Source organism: Streptomyces sp. NPDC104371 (genome assembly GCF_055583785.1).
This window is the reverse complement of record NZ_JBVJNF010000005.1, coordinates 474360-494304: the sequence shown is the minus strand read 5'-3', so window position 1 is coordinate 494304 and position 19945 is coordinate 474360. Positions and strand designations below refer to the sequence as shown.

Here is a 19945-nt window from a genome sequence, read left to right as displayed (position 1 = left end):
GTGGGTCAGGCCAGTGGTGGGTCAGGCCAGTGGTGGGTCAGGCCAGTGGTGGGTCAGGCGGTCGCCGCACCGCTCCGGTTGCGCACGAGCAGGCCGGTGGCGAGTGTCAGGACCAGGGCCGCCGCGGTCGTGACGGCGGTGGCGTGGGTGTACGTGGCGAACGAGACGCCGGGGGAACCAGGGGCGTTGCCCAGTGCGCGGGCGAACAGTCCGCCGATCAGGGCGACTCCCGCGGCGTTGGCGGTCTGGGTGGCGGTGAGCAGCACACCGCTGGCGGCTCCGGCGTCGGCCGGGTCCACGCCGGCCAGCACCGTGCCGATCAGTGGCGCGGCGACCAGCCCCTGCCCGGCTCCCACCAGGGTCAACACCGGCAGCAGCCACCCCACTTGGCTGCCCTCGGGAACGGTCAGTACGACCGCCAGCACCCCGGCGAGGCCGATGGCCATCAGGATCGTTCCGAGGCCCAGCGCGCCGAACCTCCGGCCCGCGAGGCTGGTCACCGCGAAGGCGATGCCCAGCGGGGCGAAGATCAGGCCGCTGCTCAACGGGCTCTGGCCGAGCCCGGATTGCAGGTGGTAGGCGAGCAGCAGGAAGAAGCCCGCGTTGCCCGCGTAGAAGGCGAGTACGGTCAACAGGCCGCGAGTGAGGGGCCGTTGAGTGAGAAGCCGCATCGGGATCAGCGGATTGCCCTGGCGTCGCTCGACCCGTACGAACACCGTCAGCAGGACCACTGCGGCGGCGAGACCGGCAACGACGGTCGGCCAGCCCTGGTCCAGTACCGGCGGAAGGAGCAGGGCGACGAGGGCAAGTGCCAGCAGCCCGGCGCCGGGAAGGTCGAGCCGGGCTCGCGCACCCCGGCTCTCCGGGACCGTACGCGAGGCGACCACCAGTGCCACCGCCCCGATCGGGACGTTCACCACGAAGGCCGAACGCCAGCCCAGATCAAGGGGGTTCCAGGACAGCAGCGCGCCGCCGACGATCTGCCCGGCGATGGAGGCCACCCCGATGGTCGCGCCGTAGAGTCCGAGCGCGGTCGCGCGCGCCGGGCCGGTGAAGGCGTGCTGGACGATCGACAGCACCTGCGGCAGCATGACCGCCGCGGCCAGCCCCTGCGCCACCCGCGTGGCGATCAGTACGCTCGCGGACGGCGCCGCCGCGCACGCCACCGAGGCGAGTACGAACAGGACGACACCCATCAGGAACATCCGGCGGCGGCCGTAGCGGTCACCGAGGCGTCCGCCGGTCACCAGCCCGATCGCGTACGCGAGGGTGTACCCGGCGGACACGAACTGCACTTCGCCGAACGAGGCGTGGAGATCCTGCTGGATCGACGGCACCGAGACGGTGACGACGCTGGCGTCCAACAGGCCCATGAACGTGGCGAGAAGCACCGCGGCGAGGGCGACCCAGCGTCGCGTCGAGGAGGCGTCGGCCGTGGTCGAGAAGGCGCCGACCGGGCGGGAAGGTTGTGTGGTCACTGCGGTCATGTGTCTATTCGGCCATCGATGCCGGGGACGCGTCCAAGTCCGGGATCTTCGCCTGTGATAATCCACAGTGATCACGGACGCTGGAGGACGACATGGAACTGCGCCATCTCCGCTACTTCGTCGCGGTCGCCGAGGAGTTGCACTACGGACGTGCGGCGCAGCGGCTCTACGTGGCCCAACCGGGGCTCAGTCAGCAGATCATGGCGTTCGAGAAGGAGTTGGGCACCGCGCTGTTCACGCGCAACCGACGTGGCGTGACGCTGACCGATGCCGGGGCGGCGCTGCTGCCCGCCGCCCGGGACATCCTCGCCCGCGCCGAGGCCGCCGTGGAGATGACCCGACGCTACGGCGCGGGGGAGGCAGGGCAGTTGGCGATCAGCCTGACCCGTTCCGCGCCGCGCAGCATCGTCACCGAACTCCTGGACCCCTTCCGCGCCGCCCACCCGGCCATAGAGGTGCGGGTGACCAGTGGCTTCACCGCACATGACGAGCAGCGGCTGCGGGAGCGTTCGATCGACGCGGCGCTGGTGCGGATGCTGGACGACCCGCGCGATGACCTGGCCGATCGTACGGTCGGCGAGGAGGCGATCGTGGCGGCCGTCCCCAGCGCCGACCCGCTGGCACGCAAGCGCCGCGTGCGCCGGGCCGATGTGACCGACCGCCCCCTGGTGTGGTGGCCACGCGAGCATGGTCCGCGCATGTGGGACCGCATGCTCGACGAGGTGTTCGGGGAAGGTGTCCGGCCGCCCGTCGCCCACTGGGAGCCGGAGGAGGAGCACATGCTCCACGCGGTCGCGCAGGGGCACGGCATCACCTTCGTCACCGAGGGCAAGGCCGCCGCGCTCCACGTCCCCGGCATCGCGATCAGACGCTTCGCCGATCCCGTCCCGACGGTGCCGATCACCTTGGCCTGGTCCCGGGACAACCCCAATCCCGCACTGCACCGCTTCCTGGACCACACCGCCGAGGACGGGATCTGACGCATCATCAACTTCTCAGTGCACCAAGTCACCGTCGCGGTACGGCTGTTCGGCCGGGGGTTCGGTGGCGTGGTGCCCCTGTTCGCGGCGCGGGCGCAGCGGCCACCAGATGCCTCGGCCGAGGAGTGCGGCGAGGGCCGGTACCAGCAGCAGGGAGAGGACGAACGCGGAGAGCAGGATGCCGAGCGCGGTCGCGAAGCCGATCTGCTGGGTCGAGGGGTCCGCGTTGACGCCGAGGCTGCCGAAGGAGGCGGCGAGGACGATGCCCGCCGTCATGATGGCCGGGGCGGTGTGGCGTACGGCGCGGGCGACGGCGGCGCGGGCCGGGCCGGGGTGTGCCATCTCCTCGCGGATGCGGTCGCTGATCAGGATGTTGTAGTCCGTGCCGAGGGCGACGACGAAGAGGAACAGCACCAGGGGCAGAACGAAGTTGACGCCGGGCTTGTCGAGGAGGTGCTGGAAGAAGAGCGTGGAGGCGCCGAGGGTGGCGGCGAAGCCGAGGCTGACGGCGATCATCAGGACGGCCGGGGCGAGGAGGCTGCGCAGCAGCGCGAGCAGGATGAGCGCGATCAGCACGGCCGCGACGGGGAACACGATGGCCAGGTCGTGGTCGACGGCGGTGGAGACGTCCGCGAAGATCGCCGCCGTGCCGCCGACATGGGCTTCGGTGCCCGTGGGGGTGTGGCGGGCGACGGCGTCACGGAGGGGTCCGGCCACCAGGTGGCGGGCCTGCGCGCTCTGGGAGTCCGCGGTGAGGTAGAGGTCGATGCGGGCGGCGGTGCGGTCGTCGTCGAGCACGGTCGTGCCGACCTTCCCGACGCCCTTGACCTCGGCGAGCGCCGTGGGCAGGGCGGCCAGTCGCCCGGTGGTGAGGGGGCGGTGGTCGGTGGCCTGGACGTAGACGGTGGCCGGGTCGGACACCCCGGCGGGCAGGGCGCGGGTGATCTCGGCGGCGGTGGTGGCGGCGGCCGTCTTGTGGGCCCCGCCGCCCTGGCCGAAGTCCATCCGGATGCCGGTCAGTCCGGCGGTCAGCGCGCCGAGCAGGGCGAGGCTCGCCACGATGACGGCCAGCGGGCGGCGGGCGACGAGGTCGCCCACGCGTGCGGACATGCCGGGGCGCGGCTCATGCGCGAGGGCGCGGGAGGGCCAGAACATCTTGCGTCCGGTGACGGCGAGGAGCGCGGGCGTCAGGGTCAGGTTGGCCACCAGCATCACGAGGACCGACACGGCGACGGCGGGGCCGAGCACCCGGAACTGGCCGAAGGTCGCGATGCCGAGGGTGGCGAAGGCGGCGACGATCGTCAGGGCGGCCGAGGTGATCGCGATGCCGACCCGAGCGCTGACCTCGCCGGACACCGTACGGGCCGACAGGTCGGGGCGTGCCCTCAACTGTTCACGGAAGCGGAAGAGAAGGAAGAGGAAGTAGTCGACACCGATACCGATCAATACGACGTTGATGATGCTCGGTGTGCCGGGGTCGAGCTTGATTCCGGTGAGCATCGCGACCCCGACGACGGCTCCCGACGCCGCGCCGCCGACCAGGGCGACCGCGAGGAGCGGCACGAAGGCCGCGAGCACACTGCGGAACACCAGGACGTTGATCAATACGATCAACCCGACCATGAGGATCCCGACGACGATCGTGGTCGTCTTCTCGGCGTCAACCGTGTCAACCATGTCGGCCAGGCCGCCGGTGAACCCGGTACGCAGGTCCTCCTCGGCGAACGCCTGTCGCGTGTCGTCGCGGACGGTTCGGTAGAGGTTCTGGAGGCCGGGGTCCGTGACGTTGCCGGTCAACTGGACGGACAGCAGCTCGAAGCCGCGGTCGGGCGCGACCATGGCGGGGCTGAACCGCGGCGTCTGGGAGTAGTCCTTGGCCAGGAAGGCGGGCCCGCCCTCGTCGGACTTCGGCATCGTCACGTGCCGCCGGCCCAGCTTCTCGGCGACGGCGCCGATCGTGCGCTCGTCGGCTCCGGTGAGGGGCTTGCCGTCGGTGCGGGCGACGAGGACGGTCACCGCGTTGGCGTCGGGATCGACCCCGAAGCGTTCCTCGGCGATCTTCAGCGCGGCGGCGGAGTCGTAGGTCGAGGGCAGGAAGTCCCCGGCCTGGCTCTGGGTGACGCGGAACAGCAGCGCCTGGCCGAGGCCGCTGAGGAAGATGCCCACCACCGCCCACAGGGCGATGACCTTCCAGGGGTTCCGGGTGGAGAACCCGGTCAGGGCGCGGATCACGTTGTCCTCCGGCAGTGAGTGGAGTGCCGCGATTGCGGCCATGTCCAGCTCATCAGCGGGTCGCGCGGGAATCGTCCGAGCGACGGACGAGAAACGGCGTGGGAGCGGGGTCCGGGCCGCGGCGCCGTCCAGGACCCTGGTCCCAGATGGGGTCGGCTCCTGGTCCTGGGGGCGGAGGCGGGTGAACCCGATGGAAGACTGGTGTCCGAAAGGCGACGTTCACCCGTCATGGCATTACCCGTCATGGCATTGACCACGGCATTGACCATCACAGCATTCCGGTGCCGTCACCGGCACCGTTCGAGGAGGACCGTCATGCCGACACAGGGCCCTGGCCCCGGGGCGCCCGAGGGCCGACCCGGCGGTGACGCGCTGCCGTGGACGCGCAACGACGCGCTGGTCGCGGTCGGGGCGGCGGCCGTGGACCTGATCGGCTTCGGCCTCGGCGCCAACGCCGTCCTCGGGCATGTCCCCGCCATCGGGTGCGTCCCCCCGCTCCTGGCCGCTCTGCCCCTGCTCTTCCGGCGCCGGGCCCCGGTGCCGGTGCTCGGGGTCGTCCTGCTGCTCGGGCTGGTGCAGAACCTGTGCGTGCCCATGCCGCAGCACTTCAACGCCACGCTCACGGTGGCGCTCTACACGGTCGTACGGTCGCGGGGCCCTCGCGTGACGGTGGGGGCATCGGTCGCCGCGCTCGTGGTGCCGCTGGTGGCGCTGGACTCATGGCCCGTGCCCTCGCCGATCGACGTCGTGGGCAATGTGTCCGCGGTCGCGCTGGTGACGGGGACCGCGCTGCTGGTGAACCGCTGGCAGCGGGACAACGACGCCAAACGGCAGTTGCTCGCCGACCGGGCGGTGGCCGCCGAACGGCGGCGTATCGCACGGGAGTTGCACGACATCGTGGCGCACCACATCACCACCATGCAGCTCATGGCCGGAGGCGCGCGGGCCAACCTGACGGCGGCCCCCGACCAGGCCAGGGACGCGCTGGTGACGCTGGAGGGGTCCGGCCGCATGGCCCTGCGCGAGATGCGTCAACTGCTGGACGTCCTACGGGCCGGGGACGAGGCGGAGGAGGAGCCGACCGCCCCGCAGCCGGGCATCGCGGACCTGGAACGCCTCGTCGGCGAGTCCTGCCGCTCCGGCGTACCCACGGAGTTCGAAGTGCGGGGCGAGCCGCGTACGGTGCCGTCGAGCATCGGACTGACCGTGTTCCGGGTGGTGCAGGAAGCGCTGACGAACGCGCGCAAGTACGCGGCCGGGGCGCGGGCGGTCGTACGGCTGACGTACGGCCCCGTCGACGTGACGGTGGAGGTGGCGGACGAGGGGCCGGGCGAGGGCTTCACCGGTGGCTCGGGATACGGTCTGGTCGGGATGCGGGAACGGGTCGTCCTGCACGGGGGAACGGTGGAGGCGGGTCCGTCGGACGAGGGCGGGTTCCGGGTGCGGGCCCGACTGCCGTTGCCGGTGAGCGAGGGGGCGCTGCGATGACGGGGGCACTGCGATGACGGACACGACGACGGGTACGGCGAGTGCGGGACCGATCCGGGTCCTGATCGCGGACGACCAGCCGCTGGTACGCCGCGGACTGGCGCTGATCCTCACGCCCGACCCCGCCTTCGAGGTGGTCGGCGAGGCGGAGAACGGCGCAGAGGCTGTCGAGTCGGCGCACCGGCTGCGGCCCGACGTGGTCGTGATGGACATCCGTATGCCCGTACTGGACGGGGTCGCCGCGACCGACCGTCTCACGCGTGAGCTGCCGGGCTGCCGGGTCCTGGCGTTGAGCACGTTCGACATGGACGAGTACGTGGTGGCGGCGCTGCGCGCGGGCGCCTGCGGGTTCCTGCCCAAGGACATCTCCCCGGAGGAGTTGGTCGCGGCCGTGCGGGTGGTGCACACCGGGGAGGCCGCCGTCGCGCCCCGGCTGCTGACCCGGCTGATCTCCACGTACGTCAGGGCCCCGCAGCGCCCCGCACCGCCCTCCGCGACCCCCGACCAGCTCACGCCGCGCGAGGTCGAGGTGTGGCGGCTGATGGCCACGGGGCTGGACAACGCGGAGATCGCGGACGCGCTGGACATCAGCGTCTCGACGGTGAAGAACCACATCACCGCCGTCTTCGGGAAGCTGGGGGTCCGCGACCGGGCGCAGGCGGTGATCGCCGCGTACGAGACGGGGCTGGTCGAGGCGGGACGGCGCGAGAGCTGACCGCCGTCGGTACGGTCGGCGGTCCGCACACGTCGGGGGGAATCACCTCGGCCCCGGGAACACCCCGACGGCCCCCGGCGTTGATCTCGTCGGTAGAACGGAGGCCGTATCAGTGCACGGTGAGTACAAGGTCCCGGGCGGCAAGCTCGTCGTCGTGGACGCGGAGGTCGAGGACGGCGCGCTGCGCCACGTACGCGTGGCGGGCGACTTCTTCCTGGAGCCGGACGAGGCGCTCGACGCCGTGAACCGCGCGCTGGAGGGCGCCCCGGCGGACACCGACGCGGCAGGTCTCGCCGCCCGGATCGACGCGGCGCTGCCCGAGGGCACGGTGATGTACGGGCTGACCTCGGAGGGCATCGGCATCGCGGTGCGCCGGGCCCTGGCGCACGCCACCGACTGGACGGACTACGACTGGCAGTTGATCCACGAGGGCCCCCAGTCACCGGCGTTGCACATGGCGCTGGACGAGGTGCTGACGGCCGAGGTCGCGGCCGGGCGGCGCCCGCCGACGCTGCGCGTGTGGGAGTGGGGCGCCCCGGCGGTGATCATCGGCAGCTTCCAGTCGCTGCGCAACGAGGTGGATCCGCAGGGCGCGGCGCGCCACGGCATCGAGGTCGTGCGCCGGATCTCCGGGGGCGGCGCCATGTTCGTGGAGCCGGGCAACACGATCACGTACTCGCTGTCCGTGCCCGAGGCGCTCGTGCACGGCCTGTCCTTCCAGGACAGTTACGCCTATCTCGACGACTGGGTGCTGGGCGCGCTGGGCGACATGGGGATCAAGGCCTGGTACCAGCCGCTGAACGACATCGCCACGGACCAGGGCAAGATCGCGGGCGCGGCCCAGAAGCGCGTCGTGGGGCCGGGCGGCGGGCCCGGCGCGGTGCTGCACCACGTGACCATGTCGTACGACATCGACGCGGACAAGATGCTCGAAGTCCTGCGCATCGGGCGGGAGAAGCTGTCCGACAAGGGCACCAAGAGCGCGAAGAAGCGGGTGGATCCGCTGCGTCGGCAGACCGGGTTGGCGCGCGAGGCCGTCATCGGCCGGATGATCGAGTCGTTCCGCGGCCGGTACGGCCTCGCACACGGCAAGGTGACGGACGTGGAGCTGGCCCGCGCACAGGAGTTGGCGCGGACGAAGTTCGGTTCGGCCGAGTGGACGGCCCGCGTGCCCTGATCACGGCCGCCGCCGGGTGACGCCCGGCGGCGCGTGGTGAAACAGGGCCGGATGCCGGGAAGTCGGGCCGAGTGTCGGGGAGTTGGGCAGAGGAACTGGCGTACGATGCGCAGTGCGGGCTTCCACCGCGCCATCCCCCATCGAGAAGTGCGCCGTGCGTTCTCTTCCTCTGCCACTCGCCGTGACCGTGCGTGTCCTGCCGGTTGTCGTCCTCGCTGTCTCGGGCTGGGCCCTGTCCTCGGAGTCGTCCGACCCGGCCCCGGCACCTCCCACCGCGGGCGCGTCCGGGCAGCAGCCCCAGAACGCCCCGGCCGCCCCCGATCCGACGGCATCGGCCTCGGCCGGCGCCAAGACGTACAGCGTCGCCCCGGCCCCGTGCTCCGGGCTGTCCGCGAAGACGATCTCCTCCCTGGTCCCCGGCGCCAAGTCGGCCGGGAAGGAGATCCCTTCGACGGACAAGTCGGTGCGCCGCACCTGCTCCTGGCACGCGCTCAAGGGCTACGACTACCGCTGGCTCGACGTCTCCTTCGAGGTCATGGACTCGGACGCACAGGCGCAGCGGTCCTACGCGGAGCGCACCGCCAGGAAGAGCGGCGGAGGGGCCGTGCCCGGTCTCGGCGACACGGCCTACTCCGTCGTGGATCTCACCTCGGAGGACAAGCAGGAGACCCGCGAGGGGACGGTGGTGGCGCGCGCCTCCAACGCGCTCGTGGTCGTCACCTACAACGGCAGCGACTTCGAGACGAAGAAGGCGCCCGGTACGGACGAGATCAACAAGGGGGCCATCAAGGCCGCGAAGGACGCGGTGGCCGCGCTCGGGGGCGGCGAGAAGAGCTGACCGCCCCCGCGCCCCGTCAGACCGTGATCCGCTCCCGGCCGCGCGGCAGCATCAGCACCAGATAGAGCACCATCGACGTGCCCAGCCCCACTGCCCAGCCGTAGTCCGCAAGGGACTTGAGGGCGGGGACGGGGCGGCCGTCGACCAGCGGATGGAAGTCCGCTCCCCCGACGGCGAGCACGCCGCCCACCACGAACGCCGCGACGGCGCGCCAGTTCCAGCCGCCGTCGTACCAGTAACGGCCGCCCGCGCGGTACAGGTCGGCGAGGTCGAGGCGGGTGCGGCGCAGGACCCAGTAGTCGGCGATGAGGATGCCCGCGACCGTGCCGAGCAGGCCGCCCACCAGGCCGAGCCAGGTGAAGATGTAGCCCTGCGGGTCGGAGTAGAGCTTCCACGGGCAGATGAGCACGGCCAGGACGGAGGTGATCAGGGCTCCGGTGCGGAAACTGACCTTCCTGGGCGCGACGTTGGAGAAGTCGAAGGCGGGCGAGACGAGGTTGGCCGCGATGTTGACGGACAGGGTCGCCACCAGGACGGTGACCAGGGCGTAGAGCAGGCCGACCGTGTTGTCCGTCTTGGCGGCGAGTTGCACCGGATCCCACACCGGCTCGCCGTACACGGCCTGGGAGCCGGAGGTGACCAGCACCGACAGGAACGCGAACAAGGTCATGGTGGTCGGCAGGCCGAGGGCCTGGCCCCAGGTCTGGGCGCGCTGGCTTCTGCCGTAGCGGGTGAAGTCCGGGATGTTCAGCGCCAGGGTGGACCAGAAGCCGATCATGCCCATGAGGGAGGGCGCGAACAGCTTCCAGAAGTCGGCACCCCAGCCCAGCCTGGAGGGCTGGTCGAAGAGCGGGCCGAGGCCACCGGCCTTGTCGCTCATCCACCACAGCATCACGAAGGCGCCGACGAGCACGAAGGGCGCCGCCCAGTTCTCGAAGCGGCGGATGGTCTCCATGCCCCGGTAGATGATGGCGACCTGGATCGCCCAGAAGATCGCGAAGGACAGCCACATGGTCCAGGCGTGGCCGCCGACCTTCGAGGCGTTCGCCCAGTCGTCGCCGATGAGCTTCCCGGCGAGGAAGTAGATCGCCTCACCGCCGATCCAGGTCTGGATGCCGAACCAGCCGCAGGCCACCAACGCCCGTACGACAGCGGGGAGGTTGGCGCCGCGCACGCCGAAGGAGGCGCGGACGAAGACGGGGAAGGGGATGCCGTACTTGGGTCCCGCGTGCCCGGTGAGCAGCATCGGCACCAGCACGATCAGATTGGCCAGGGCGATGACGAGCACCGCCTGCTTCCAGTCCATGCCGACGGCGATGAGACCGGAGGCCAGGGTCCAGGAAGCCGTGTTGTGGGCCATGCCGACCCACAGCGCGGAGAAGTTGTAGGTGGTCCAGGTGCGCTTTTGCGCGGGGACGGGGAGCAGGTCCTCGTTGGCGTACGGGCCGGTCGGCGCGGCGGAGTCCGGGGCGATCTCCACGCGACCGTCGGGGAGGGTGACCTGTGCGGACGGCGATGGAGCCGTGGGAGCGGTGTCGGTCATGGGCAGGCCAATCAGAAGGCGGGGTCGGGAATGGCCGTGCGGGTGGGGCCGATGGCCGGGTGCGCGGGAAGCGCCCTGGGGACTCTCGCAAGGGCCCCCGGTCCCCTTCCCGGGGGAGCGGGAAGGGGACGAATGAGTGAGCGACGGGGCCTGAAGTCCCCTGTGCGTACTAGCCGTTGACTGCGGGGATGACCTGCGTCCCGTAGGCGTCGATGACGGCTTCCTGCGCGTCGTGCATGTCGTAGAGGGCGAACTGGTCCACGCCCAGCGCACGCAGTGCGGTCAGCTTCTCGATGTGCCGCTCGACGGGGCCGATGAGGCAGAACCGGTCGACGATCTCGTCGGGCACGAACGCGGTGTCGGGGTTGCCGCTGCGCCCGTGATGGGCGTAGTCGTAGCCCTCACGGGCCTTGATGTAGTCGGTGAGTTCCTCGGGGACGGCCGCGGAGTGCGCCCCGTACTTGGAGACCAGGTCGGCGACGTGGTTGCCGACCATACCGCCGAACCAGCGGCACTGCTCGCGCGCGTGGGCGAGCGCCTCGGGCGAGTCGTCCTCGGTGACATAGGCCGGGGCGGCGACGCAGATCCTCACCTCGTCCGGGTCGCGCCCGGCGGCCACGGCCGCCTCCTTGACGGCCTTGACCATGTACTCGGTCAGATACAGGTCGGCGAGTTGGAGGATGAAGCCGTCGGCCTCCTCACCGGTCATCTTCAGGGCCTTGGGGCCGTACGCGGCCATCCAGACGGGGAGTTCGGCGCCCGGCTTGACCCAGGGGAACCTGACGACCGTACCGCCGAGGTCGGCCTCCTGGCCGCTGCCGAGCGCCCGGATGACCTTCATGGCCTCACTGATCCGGGCCAGGGTGTTGGGCTTGCGTCCGGCCACACGCATCGCCGAGTCGCCGCGGCCGATGCCGCACACCGTGCGGTTGCCGAACATGTCGTTGAGCGTGGCGAACGTGGAGGCCGTGACCTCCCAGGTACGGGTGCCCGGGTTCGTCACCATCGGGCCGATCGTCAACCGCTCGGTGTGGGCGAGGATCTGACTGTAGATCACGAAGGGTTCCTGCCACAGCACACTGGAGTCGAAGGTCCAGCCGTAGCGGAAGCCGTTGCGCTCGGCGCGCTGCATCAGGTCGATGACCCGCGAGGCGGGCGGGTCGGTCTGGAGGACGAGTCCGAAGTCCATGGGCACCGCTCCTAGTTGAGGTACTGGCAGGTGGAACGGGGGGTGTAGACACCGTGGCCCGCGCGTCCGGTGTACTCCCGCTCGGTGATGACGGGCTCGCCGCGCGAGAGGACCGTCTCGACCCGGCCCGTCGTGCGCTTGCCCTCGTACGCCGAGTAGTCGACGTTCATGTGGTGGGTGTCGGCGGACATGACCTGCTCGGCGTGCGGGTCGTAGATGACGACGTCGGCGTCCGCGCCGGGGGCGATGGTGCCCTTCTTCGGGTACATGCCGAACATCCGGGCCGGGGTGGCGCAGGCGATCTCGATCCAGCGGCGGCGCGAGATGTGTCCGTCGACCACGGCCTGGTGGAGCAGGTCCATCCGGTTCTCCACGCCCGGCATCCCGTTGGGGATCTTCGAGAAGTCGCCCCGGCCCAGCTCCTTCTGGCCCGAGAAGCAGAAGGGGCAGTGGTCGGTGGAGACCACCTGGAGGTCGTTGGTGCGCAGCCCCTTCCACAGCGCGGCCTGGTGCTCCTTGGGCCGCAGCGGGGTCGAGCACACGTACTTGGCGCCCTCGAAGTCCGGCTCGGCGAGGTTGTCGGTGGACAGGAAGAGGTACTGGGGGCAGGTCTCGCCGAAGACGCTGAGCCCCTCGTCGCGGGCCCTGGCCAGCTCCGCGAGCGCCTCCTGCGCCGAGACGTGCACCACGTACAGCGGGGCCCCGGCGACCTGGGCGAGCTTGATGGCGCGGTGGGTGGCCTCGGCCTCCAGCAGGGCGTTGCGGACCTCGCCGTGGTAGCGCGGGTCCCGCTCGCCGCGTGCCAGCGCCTGCTCGACGAGGACGTCGATCGCGATGCCGTTCTCGGCGTGCATCATGATCAGGCCGCCGTTCTCGGCGGAGCGCTGCATGGCGCGCAGGATCTGGCCGTCGTCGCTGTAGAAGACCCCGGGGTAGGCCATGAACTGCTTGAAGGAGGTGACGCCCTCCTCGATCAGCAGGTCCATCTCCTTGAGGGTCTCCGGGTTCACATCGGAGACGATCATGTGGAAGGCGTAGTCGATCGCGCAGTTGCCCTCCGCCTTGTCGTGCCAGGTGTCCAGGCCCTCACGCAGGGTGCGGCCCACGCTCTGCACGGCGAAGTCGACGATCGTGGTCGTCCCGCCCCAGGCGGCGGCCCGGGTGCCGGTCTCGAAGGTGTCGGCGGCGAAGGTGCCGCCGAACGGCATCTCCATATGGGTGTGGGCGTCGACACCGCCCGGGATCACATACTTGCCCGTGGCGTCGATGGTCCGCTCGGCCGTGAAGGCCTCGGCGGCCGGTGTGCCGGAGGCGGCGAGGGCGGCGATGCGGCCGTCCTCGATCAGGACGTCGGCGTGGATCTCGTCGGACGCGGTGATGACGAGGCCACCGCGGATGAGGGTACGGCTGCTCATGCTCCCTTGTGCTCCCTTGCCTGCGTGGACGCTCCGCTGGGGTGCGGTCGGACGGTGCGGGGGCGGCTGCCGCGCCCGTGGCGGGGACGCGGCAGCCGGTCCGTTACGGCGCGGTCAGGGGCGTGTACGCGCCCGGCGCGCGGTCGCGGTAGAACTGCCACCGGTCGCGCACCTCGCGCAGCTTCGCCAAGTCCAGGTCGCGGACGAGGAGTTCGCTCTCCTTGTCGCTGGCCACCTCGCCGACGAACTGCGCTTCCGGGTCCACGAAGTACGAGGTGCCGTAGAAGTCGTTGTCGCCGAGTTCCTCGACGCCCACGCGGTTGATCGCGCCGACGAAGTACTCGTTGGCCACGGCCGCGGCCGGCTGCTCCAACTGCCAGAGATAGCCGGACAGTCCGCGCGAGGTGGCCGACGGGTTGAAGACGATCTCCGCGCCCGCGAGACCGAGGGCACGCCAGCCCTCGGGGAAGTGGCGGTCGTAGCAGATGTAGACGCCGATCCGCCCGGCCTTGGTGTCGAAGACGGGCCAGCCGCTGTTGCCGGGCCGGAAGTAGAACTTCTCCCAGAATCCCTTGACTTGGGGGATGTGGGTCTTGCGGTACTTGCCGAGGTAGGAGCCGTCCGCGTCGATCACCGCGGCGGTGTTGTAGAGGACGCCGGGCTGCTCCTCCTCGTACATGGGCAGCACGAGCACGATGCCGTGCTCCTTCGCCAGCGCCTGGAAGCGCTTGACGACGGGGCCGTCCGGGATCTGCTCGGCGTACTCGTAGAACGCCGGGTCCTGGACCTGGCAGAAGTACGGCCCGTAGAACAGCTCCTGGAAGCACAGGACATGAGCGCCTTGGGCCGCCGCGTCGCGGACCGCCTGCTCGTGGACCTGGATCATCGATTCCTTGTCGCCGGTCCAGGCAGTCTGGAAGACGGCGGCACGAACCACTCTGCTCATCGGGACCTCCGGTAGCTCGGTGTGCCGTGAGCTTAGGAAGTCCGCCTGCCCGCTTTGAGGTGCACCGTGTCACGTCTGCGGGGCCCCGGCGTTCCACGGTGTCACCCTTGCTGGGCGTCGTGGGCGAGGAGTGCGATATGGACGGAGGCGGCCTGCTCGAAGTCGTCGAGGTCGACGCCGAGACGGGTCCGGATGGCCTCCAGACGGCGGTAGAGGGCAGGTCTGCTGACGTGATGGAGCTGCGCGGTACGGGACTTGTTGCGGCCGGTGGCCAGGTAGGTCCGCAGCACGGCCAGCAGGTCCGGCTCCGCGTCGGATCCGCACAGCAGTCCGTCCAACTCCCTTTCGGCGAAGGCCTGGACATGCGGGTCGTCGCGCAACAGCCGGATCAGACCGCGCAGATGGACGTCCCTGAGGCGTACGACGACGGGCAGGTCCGGGGTGGCGCCGTGCTCGGCGACGGCGTCGGCCACATGGCGCGCCTCGCGCAGCCCGGCGGGGACGTCCTCCCAGACGGTGCGCGCGTCGGCGGCGGCGACCACCGGCGTGCCGGTCGCCGACTCCTTCCGCAGCCGGGTGGCGAAGTGCGCGGCGAGCGCCTCGGCGTCCTGATCACGGGCGAGGCTGAGCAGCAACGCCGTAGCCCTGTCGGCCAGTTGGGCCACCAGTCCGGGCAGTCCGAGCAGGCGCAGGACACGGTCGAGGACGACCGGGTCGCCGTCGCGTACGACGAGGGGGACGAAGGTACGGCGGTTCACGGGAAGCCCGGCCGCGCGGACCCGCGGCAGCAGTTGACGGGCCGGGACGACCCCGGTGACGAGATCGGTCAGCAGGCTCTGCGCGGACTGCTCCTCCCAGGAGTGCACCGCGCCGCCGAGCATCCGGTGCAACACGAGGGCCTCGGCGGCGCGTTCGGCCAGCAGCCGTCCGACGGGGCTGTCGCCGCGGTAGCCGCACAGCACGATCCGGCCCCAGTGCTCGCCGCGTCCGCCCAGTTCGGCACGGACCCAGCCGTCGCCCTCGCCGCCGCCCGCCTGCCGGGCGATGCGCTCCCAGTCGCGCAGCACGTCGTCGACCGCGGGCCGCTCCCCCGCCGTGGCGAGCACGCGGTGGGCCAGGTTGGTGAGGATCACGGGACAGCCGGCGTGCACGGCGATCTCGTCGAGCAGCCGCTGGAGCGGGGCGCCCGCGGTGATGATCCCGGTCAGCGCGGTGCGTACGGACTCCGACAGGCTCACGGTCGCGAACTTCCGCCGTACGAGCCGGGACTGGACCTCCTCGGTCAGCTCGGCGAAGGGGAAGGGCCGGTGCAGGACCACCATCGGCAGCCCGCAGCGCTCGGCGGCCCGGCGCATCACGTCGGGGGGCGCGGGGAAGGCGCGGCCGAGCCCGAGGACGACGGCCGCGGCCTCCGCGCGGTGCAGGGAGCGGATGTACTCGGCCTGCTTGTCCTCGTCGCCCGCGAGCAGCACCCCGGTGGTGAGGACCATCTCACCACCGCTGAGCATCACACCGACATCGGCGGCCTCGGCGACATGCACCCAGCGCACGGGCCGGTCGAGGTGCCCCGCCCCGGCCACCACCTCGGGCTCTCCGGCGAGCACCCGCTCCAGGGTGAGGACCTGGCGTATCGACAGGGCGGGTTCCCAGGCGGTGGTCATGGCTACGTTCCCTCTGCTCGGGTCAGACAGGCCCTAGGACACCTCGGGTCGGAACTGTTCGCTGCTTGGACGCTCGTACGGCTACTGGACGCTTCTGAGGGCGCGTTCGAGGATCGCGGCGCCCTCCTCGGCCTCCGCGACGGTGAGTGTGAGCGGCGGGGCGATGCGCAGCGCGCTGGTGTCGTGCCCGCCGCCCTTGCCGATCAGCAGCCCGCCCGCGCGGGCGGCCTCGATCACGGCGGACGCCGCCTGCGGATGGGCCTGGTCGGTGCCGGGACGCACCAGTTCGATGCCGATCATCAGGCCGCGCCCGCGTACCTCGCGTACGACCGGGAGTTGGGCGGCGACGGCGCGCAGCCGTTCGATGAGCAGTCCGCCGACGCGGCGGGCGTTGCCCTGAAGGTCGTGTTCGAGGAGGTAGGTGAGGTTGGCGAGGCCCGCCGCCATCGTGATCTGGGTGCCGCCGAAGGTCGAGATGCTGTTGGCGTCCAGGCAGTTCATGATGTCGGCGCGGGCGACGACACCGCCGATGGACATGCCGTTGCCGATGCCCTTGGCGAAGGTGAGGATGTCGGGCGGGCCCGAGGCGCCGTGTGCCTGCCAGCCCCAGAAGTGGTCGCCGGTGCGGCCCCAGCCGGTCTGCACCTCGTCCGAGATCCACAGGATGCCGCGGTCCTGGAGGACGTCGTGGAAGGCCGCGTACAGCCCGTCGGGCGGTGAGGTGAAGCCGCCGACGCCCTGGATGGGCTCGGCGATCAGCGCGGCGGGCGGGCGGACGTGCCCGAGCAGGTCGGTCAGGTCCTCGACGCAGGACGAGATGAACTCGGCGTCGTCGAGGTGCGCGAACGGGCCCCGGGTGCGGACGCCGCCGTGGACGTACAGGGTCTGTAGCGGGGACAGGGAGGTCGGGGACCAACTGCGGTTGCCGGTGATACCGACGGCGCTGAAGGAGCGGCCGTGGTAGCTGTTGCGCATCGCCAGGATCTGGTTGCTGCGCCGGTACGTCGTCGCCAGCAGCAGCGCGGTGTCGTTGGCCTCGGTGCCGGAGGTCGTGAAGAAGACACGGGCGTCCGGGATGTTGCTCAACCGGGCGATGCGCTCGGCGAGTTCGACCATGGTCCGGTTGAGATAGAGGGTCGAGGTGTGCAGGATCCGTCCGGCCTGCTCGGACACGGCCTTGGTGACCTCGGGCAGGGCGTGCGCGGTCATCGTGGTGAGGATGCCGCCGAAGAAGTCCAGGTACTTGTTGCCGTCGGCGTCCCAGACATGGCGGCCCTCGCCATGGGTGATCTCGATGGGGTTCTCGTAGTACAGGGCGAGCCAGTCGGGCAGGACGGCCCGGTGGCGGGCGTACAGATCGCTCACGGCTTCACCAGTCCTTCGTACGCGTCGGGGCGGCGGTCGCGGTAGAACGCCCACTGCTGCCGCACTTCTTCGATGAGGTCGAAGTCGAGGTCGCGGACGAGGAGTTGCTCCTTCTCGTCGGCCGCCGGCTCCCCCACGAACTGCCCGCGGGGGTCGACGAAGTAGCTCGTGCCGTAGAAGTCGTCGTCGCCGTACTCCTCCCGGCCCACGCGGTTGATCGCGGCGATGAAGTACTCGTTGGCGACGGCCGCCGCGGGCTGCTCCAGTTGCCAGAGGTGGGCGGACAGACCGCGTGAGGTGGCCGACGGGTTGTAGACCAACTGCGCGCCGTTCAGGCCCAGTTGCCGCCAGCCTTCCGGGAAGTGGCGGTCGTAGCAGATGTAGACGCCGACCTTGCCGACCGCGGTGTCGAAGACCGGCCAGCCGAGGTTGCCCGGTCTGAAGTAGTACTTCTCCCAGAACCCCTCGAGTTGGGGGATGTGGTGCTTGCGGTACTTGCCGAGGTAGCTGCCGTCGGCGTCGATCACGGCGGCGGTGTTGTAGTAGAAGCCGGACTGCTCGACCTCGAAGACCGGGACGACGATCACCATGCCGGTCTCGCGCGCCAGTTCCCGCATGCGGGTGACCGTGGGGCCGTCGGGCACGGGCTCGGCCCAGCGGTAGTGCTCGGGCTCCTGGACCTGACAGAAGTAGGGGGCGTTGAAGACTTCCTGGAAGCCGATGATCCTCGCGCCCTGCCGGGCCGCCTCGCGGGCGTGCTCCACATGCTTGGCGATCATGGATTCACTGTCGCCGGTCCAGGTCGCCTGGACCAGCGCGGCGCGTACGACATGGGCCATGGTGCCGCTCCTTTGCCTGCTGTCCCTGGCAAGGGACGTCAGAGAGCCTCTGCACCCATGGAAACGGGCCAGAGAAGGCACGAACGTAAGCCCCCGGGGCGGCCTTGCCAAGACCATCGTCGGCAACCGGCGGAGTCGATCATGTTTCGTACCCCGCTGGAGGAGTGGTCCGATTGTCGGCGGGCCGCGCCTCCGCGGGGGGAGCGGCCCCGACGGAACGGGCTCGGCTCACGCCCTCACGCGGCGATCGGCGCGACCGGGGCGCACCGTCCGGCGAGTTCGTCCATGGACAGGCCGAGCGCCCGCGCCAGCGCGGCGACCGTGAAGAACGCCGGGGTGGGCGCGCGTCCGGTCTCGATCTTGCGGAGCGTCTCGGCGGAGATACCGGCACTCGCGGCGACGTCGGCCATGCTGCGGGCGCCGCGCGCCTCGCGCAGGAAGCGCCCGAGACGCTCGCCGCGTTCGTGCTCTTCGGGGGTCAGCGGGGTGCGCACCATGCGCCCATTCTAATACCGGGCGCCCGACCGGGAGCCGGTATAGTAATTGGCGAATGAGCGGTATAGTAATTGGCATGGTGGAACTCAAGACGGACACGTCGATCGATGCGATGTACACGGCCGGGCAGGTGGTCGCCCAGGCCCTCACAGCGGTACGGAAGAGTGCGGACGTAGGCGTCTCGCTGCGTGAACTGGACGAGGTGGCGCACCAGGTGCTGCGCGACGCGGGCGCGTCGTCGCCGTTCCTCGGCTACCGCCCCGGCTTCGCCCCGACGCCCTTCCCCGCGGTCATCTGCGCCTCGGTCAACGACGCGATCGTGCACGGCATCCCGGACGGCTACCGACTGCGCGAGGGCGACCTGGTCTCCATCGACTGCGGCGCCCAACTCGGCGGCTGGGCGGGCGACTCGGCGATCAGCTTCGTCGTGGGCCGGCCGGACGCGGCCGATCTGCGGCTGGTCGAGACCGCGGAGCGGGCGCTCGCGGCGGGCATCGAGGCGGCCGTCGTCGGCAACCGCATCGGGGACATCGCGCACGCGATCGGCTCGGTGTGCCGGACCGCGGGGTACGGCATCATGGAGGACTTCGGCGGGCACGGCGTGGGCCGCCATATGCACGAGGACCCGCCCGTCCCGAACGAGGGCCGCCCCGGACGCGGCCTCCGGCTGCGCCACGGCATGGTCCTGGCGATCGAGCCCATGCTCATCGGCGGCGGCACCGACGAGTACCACGCGGACGCCGACGGCTGGACCCTCCGTACGAACGACGGCTCCCGCGCGGCCCACACGGAACACACCGTGGCGATCACGGACTCGGGGCCGCGCATCCTGACGGAACGACACTGAGGAACTTGGTCCGGAGCACGGGCTGAGGTCCTTGACCTGGCTTCTTCAAAGCCAGAAGGCGGCTCAGGGCCAGAAGACGACCGCGAGGGCGACCAGCACCCCGAGGGCGACGAGCCCGCCGAAGATGCCGGCGCCCGCGGCGATCTTCACACTGGTGGGCCGCTCCTCCCGCCAGCCCGTCTCCCGGGCCGCGCCCCGGATCAGCCGGTGCCCCTCGGCGGACGAGAAGGTGTACTGCTCGCCGCCGCCCAGGGTCCGGTACGACGTGGTGTACACGCTCCGGCCCATGGACAGTGTCCTGCCCAGCCGCACCCCGCCGAGGCCCGCCCCGTACTCGACGGCGCGGACGACGTCCGTCAGCGTGAACACCCGCTGCTCCGGGCGCAGTTCGACGCGGTAGGTGTGCACCTGGGTGATCCGGCTGCGCGTCAACAGCTCCTGCCACTGCGGGACATCGACGTCCACGGTCAGCTCGAGTCCCCACTCCGTACGGCGCGTCCGATACGGCGTGCCCGCGGCGGCGGCCTCGACGCGGGCGGACAACTCCTCGGCGGCGTCCGGGCCGTTGGATCCCCTCACAGGCACGCAGGGTAACAGCGTGGAGGTGGAGCGGCGCGACGGCGACCGGTCGTCCTCCGCTCACCGGCGCGGCCTGCGACCCACAGCCGGGATCACCGCCCGCCCGCGGGTCCCTCCTGGAGGTGCCCCGGGCAGGGGATCGTGCCATC

At 71.0% G+C, this 19945-nt stretch carries 17 protein-coding genes; 6 read left to right on the top strand and 11 right to left on the bottom strand.

Annotated elements, in window-relative coordinates:
• Positions 1-53: 53 nt before the first annotated feature.
• On the bottom strand, positions 54-1487 hold the full coding sequence (locus ACZ60T_RS19200; protein ID WP_469666955.1) for an MFS transporter: 1434 nt from the start codon (positions 1485-1487) through the stop codon (positions 54-56).
• A 92-nt stretch (positions 1488-1579) separates the two neighbouring features.
• On the opposite strand from ACZ60T_RS19200, the gene ACZ60T_RS19195 reads away from it, so the two are divergent.
• Positions 1580-2467: a LysR family transcriptional regulator gene (locus ACZ60T_RS19195; protein ID WP_469666954.1), complete on the top strand. Its 888-nt coding sequence runs from the start codon at positions 1580-1582 to the stop codon at positions 2465-2467.
• A gap of 15 nt (positions 2468-2482) precedes the next feature.
• Here ACZ60T_RS19195 and ACZ60T_RS19190 read toward each other — a convergent pair whose 3' ends face one another.
• On the bottom strand, positions 2483-4741 hold the full coding sequence (locus tag ACZ60T_RS19190; protein ID WP_469666952.1) for an MMPL family transporter: 2259 nt from the start codon (positions 4739-4741) through the stop codon (positions 2483-2485).
• A gap of 273 nt (positions 4742-5014) precedes the next feature.
• Between ACZ60T_RS19190 and ACZ60T_RS19185 the strand changes: the two genes are divergently transcribed.
• The 4 genes from ACZ60T_RS19185 (at position 5015) to ACZ60T_RS19170 (ending at position 8917) form a co-directional block, all read left to right on the top strand.
• Positions 5015-6187 carry a sensor histidine kinase gene (locus ACZ60T_RS19185; RefSeq protein ID WP_469666950.1) on the top strand — a complete coding sequence of 391 codons (1173 nt, stop codon included), beginning with the start codon at positions 5015-5017 and terminating at the stop codon, positions 6185-6187.
• Positions 6188-6200: 13 nt separating this feature from the next.
• A complete protein-coding gene (locus ACZ60T_RS19180; RefSeq protein ID WP_365623150.1) occupies positions 6201-6902 on the top strand; it encodes a response regulator transcription factor in 702 nt (233 codons plus the stop codon).
• Between the two features lie 112 nt (positions 6903-7014).
• On the top strand, positions 7015-8079 hold the full coding sequence (locus tag ACZ60T_RS19175) for a lipoate--protein ligase family protein (protein WP_469666949.1): 1065 nt from the start codon (positions 7015-7017) through the stop codon (positions 8077-8079).
• Between the two features lie 154 nt (positions 8080-8233).
• On the top strand, positions 8234-8917 hold the full coding sequence (locus ACZ60T_RS19170) for a hypothetical protein (protein WP_469666948.1): 684 nt from the start codon (positions 8234-8236) through the stop codon (positions 8915-8917).
• A gap of 16 nt (positions 8918-8933) precedes the next feature.
• On the opposite strand, the gene ACZ60T_RS19165 is transcribed toward ACZ60T_RS19170, so the two are convergent.
• The 8 genes from ACZ60T_RS19165 to ACZ60T_RS19130 all read right to left on the bottom strand — a co-directional run bounded on the left by ACZ60T_RS19165 (position 8934) and on the right by ACZ60T_RS19130 (position 18372).
• A complete protein-coding gene (locus ACZ60T_RS19165) occupies positions 8934-10460 on the bottom strand; it encodes an NCS1 family nucleobase:cation symporter-1 (protein WP_469666947.1) in 1527 nt (508 codons plus the stop codon).
• Positions 10461-10629: 169 nt separating this feature from the next.
• The gene (locus ACZ60T_RS19160; protein WP_469666946.1) at positions 10630-11649 is read right to left on the bottom strand and encodes a TIGR03842 family LLM class F420-dependent oxidoreductase; all 1020 of its coding nucleotides are present in this window, start codon (positions 11647-11649) and stop codon (positions 10630-10632) included.
• A gap of 11 nt (positions 11650-11660) precedes the next feature.
• Positions 11661-13064: a dihydropyrimidinase gene (gene hydA, locus ACZ60T_RS19155; RefSeq protein ID WP_365623159.1), complete on the bottom strand. Its 1404-nt coding sequence runs from the start codon at positions 13062-13064 to the stop codon at positions 11661-11663.
• A 103-nt stretch (positions 13065-13167) separates the two neighbouring features.
• Entirely contained in the window at positions 13168-14010 is an 843-nt protein-coding gene (locus ACZ60T_RS19150; protein WP_365623161.1) for a nitrilase-related carbon-nitrogen hydrolase, read from the bottom strand.
• A 101-nt stretch (positions 14011-14111) separates the two neighbouring features.
• Positions 14112-15671, bottom strand: coding sequence for a PucR family transcriptional regulator (locus ACZ60T_RS19145; protein ID WP_469666944.1), 1560 nt, complete (start codon positions 15669-15671; stop codon positions 14112-14114).
• 81 nt (positions 15672-15752) lie between these two features.
• Positions 15753-17036: an aspartate aminotransferase family protein gene (locus tag ACZ60T_RS19140; RefSeq protein ID WP_469666943.1), complete on the bottom strand. Its 1284-nt coding sequence runs from the start codon at positions 17034-17036 to the stop codon at positions 15753-15755.
• Positions 17033-17875: a nitrilase-related carbon-nitrogen hydrolase gene (locus ACZ60T_RS19135; RefSeq protein WP_365623167.1), complete on the bottom strand. Its 843-nt coding sequence runs from the start codon at positions 17873-17875 to the stop codon at positions 17033-17035. Before ACZ60T_RS19135 ends, ACZ60T_RS19140 begins: the two co-directional genes overlap by 4 nt.
• 236 nt (positions 17876-18111) lie before the next feature.
• Positions 18112-18372, bottom strand: coding sequence for a helix-turn-helix domain-containing protein (locus ACZ60T_RS19130; RefSeq protein WP_365623169.1), 261 nt, complete (start codon positions 18370-18372; stop codon positions 18112-18114).
• Between the two features lie 74 nt (positions 18373-18446).
• Between ACZ60T_RS19130 and map the strand changes: the two genes are divergently transcribed.
• Positions 18447-19217, top strand: a complete 771-nt coding sequence (map, locus tag ACZ60T_RS19125) for a type I methionyl aminopeptidase (protein ID WP_469666942.1) — start codon at positions 18447-18449, stop codon at positions 19215-19217.
• Between the two features lie 63 nt (positions 19218-19280).
• On the opposite strand, the gene ACZ60T_RS19120 is transcribed toward map, so the two are convergent.
• Positions 19281-19796: a hypothetical protein gene (locus tag ACZ60T_RS19120; protein ID WP_469666941.1), complete on the bottom strand. Its 516-nt coding sequence runs from the start codon at positions 19794-19796 to the stop codon at positions 19281-19283.
• Positions 19797-19945: the final 149 nt, after the last annotated feature.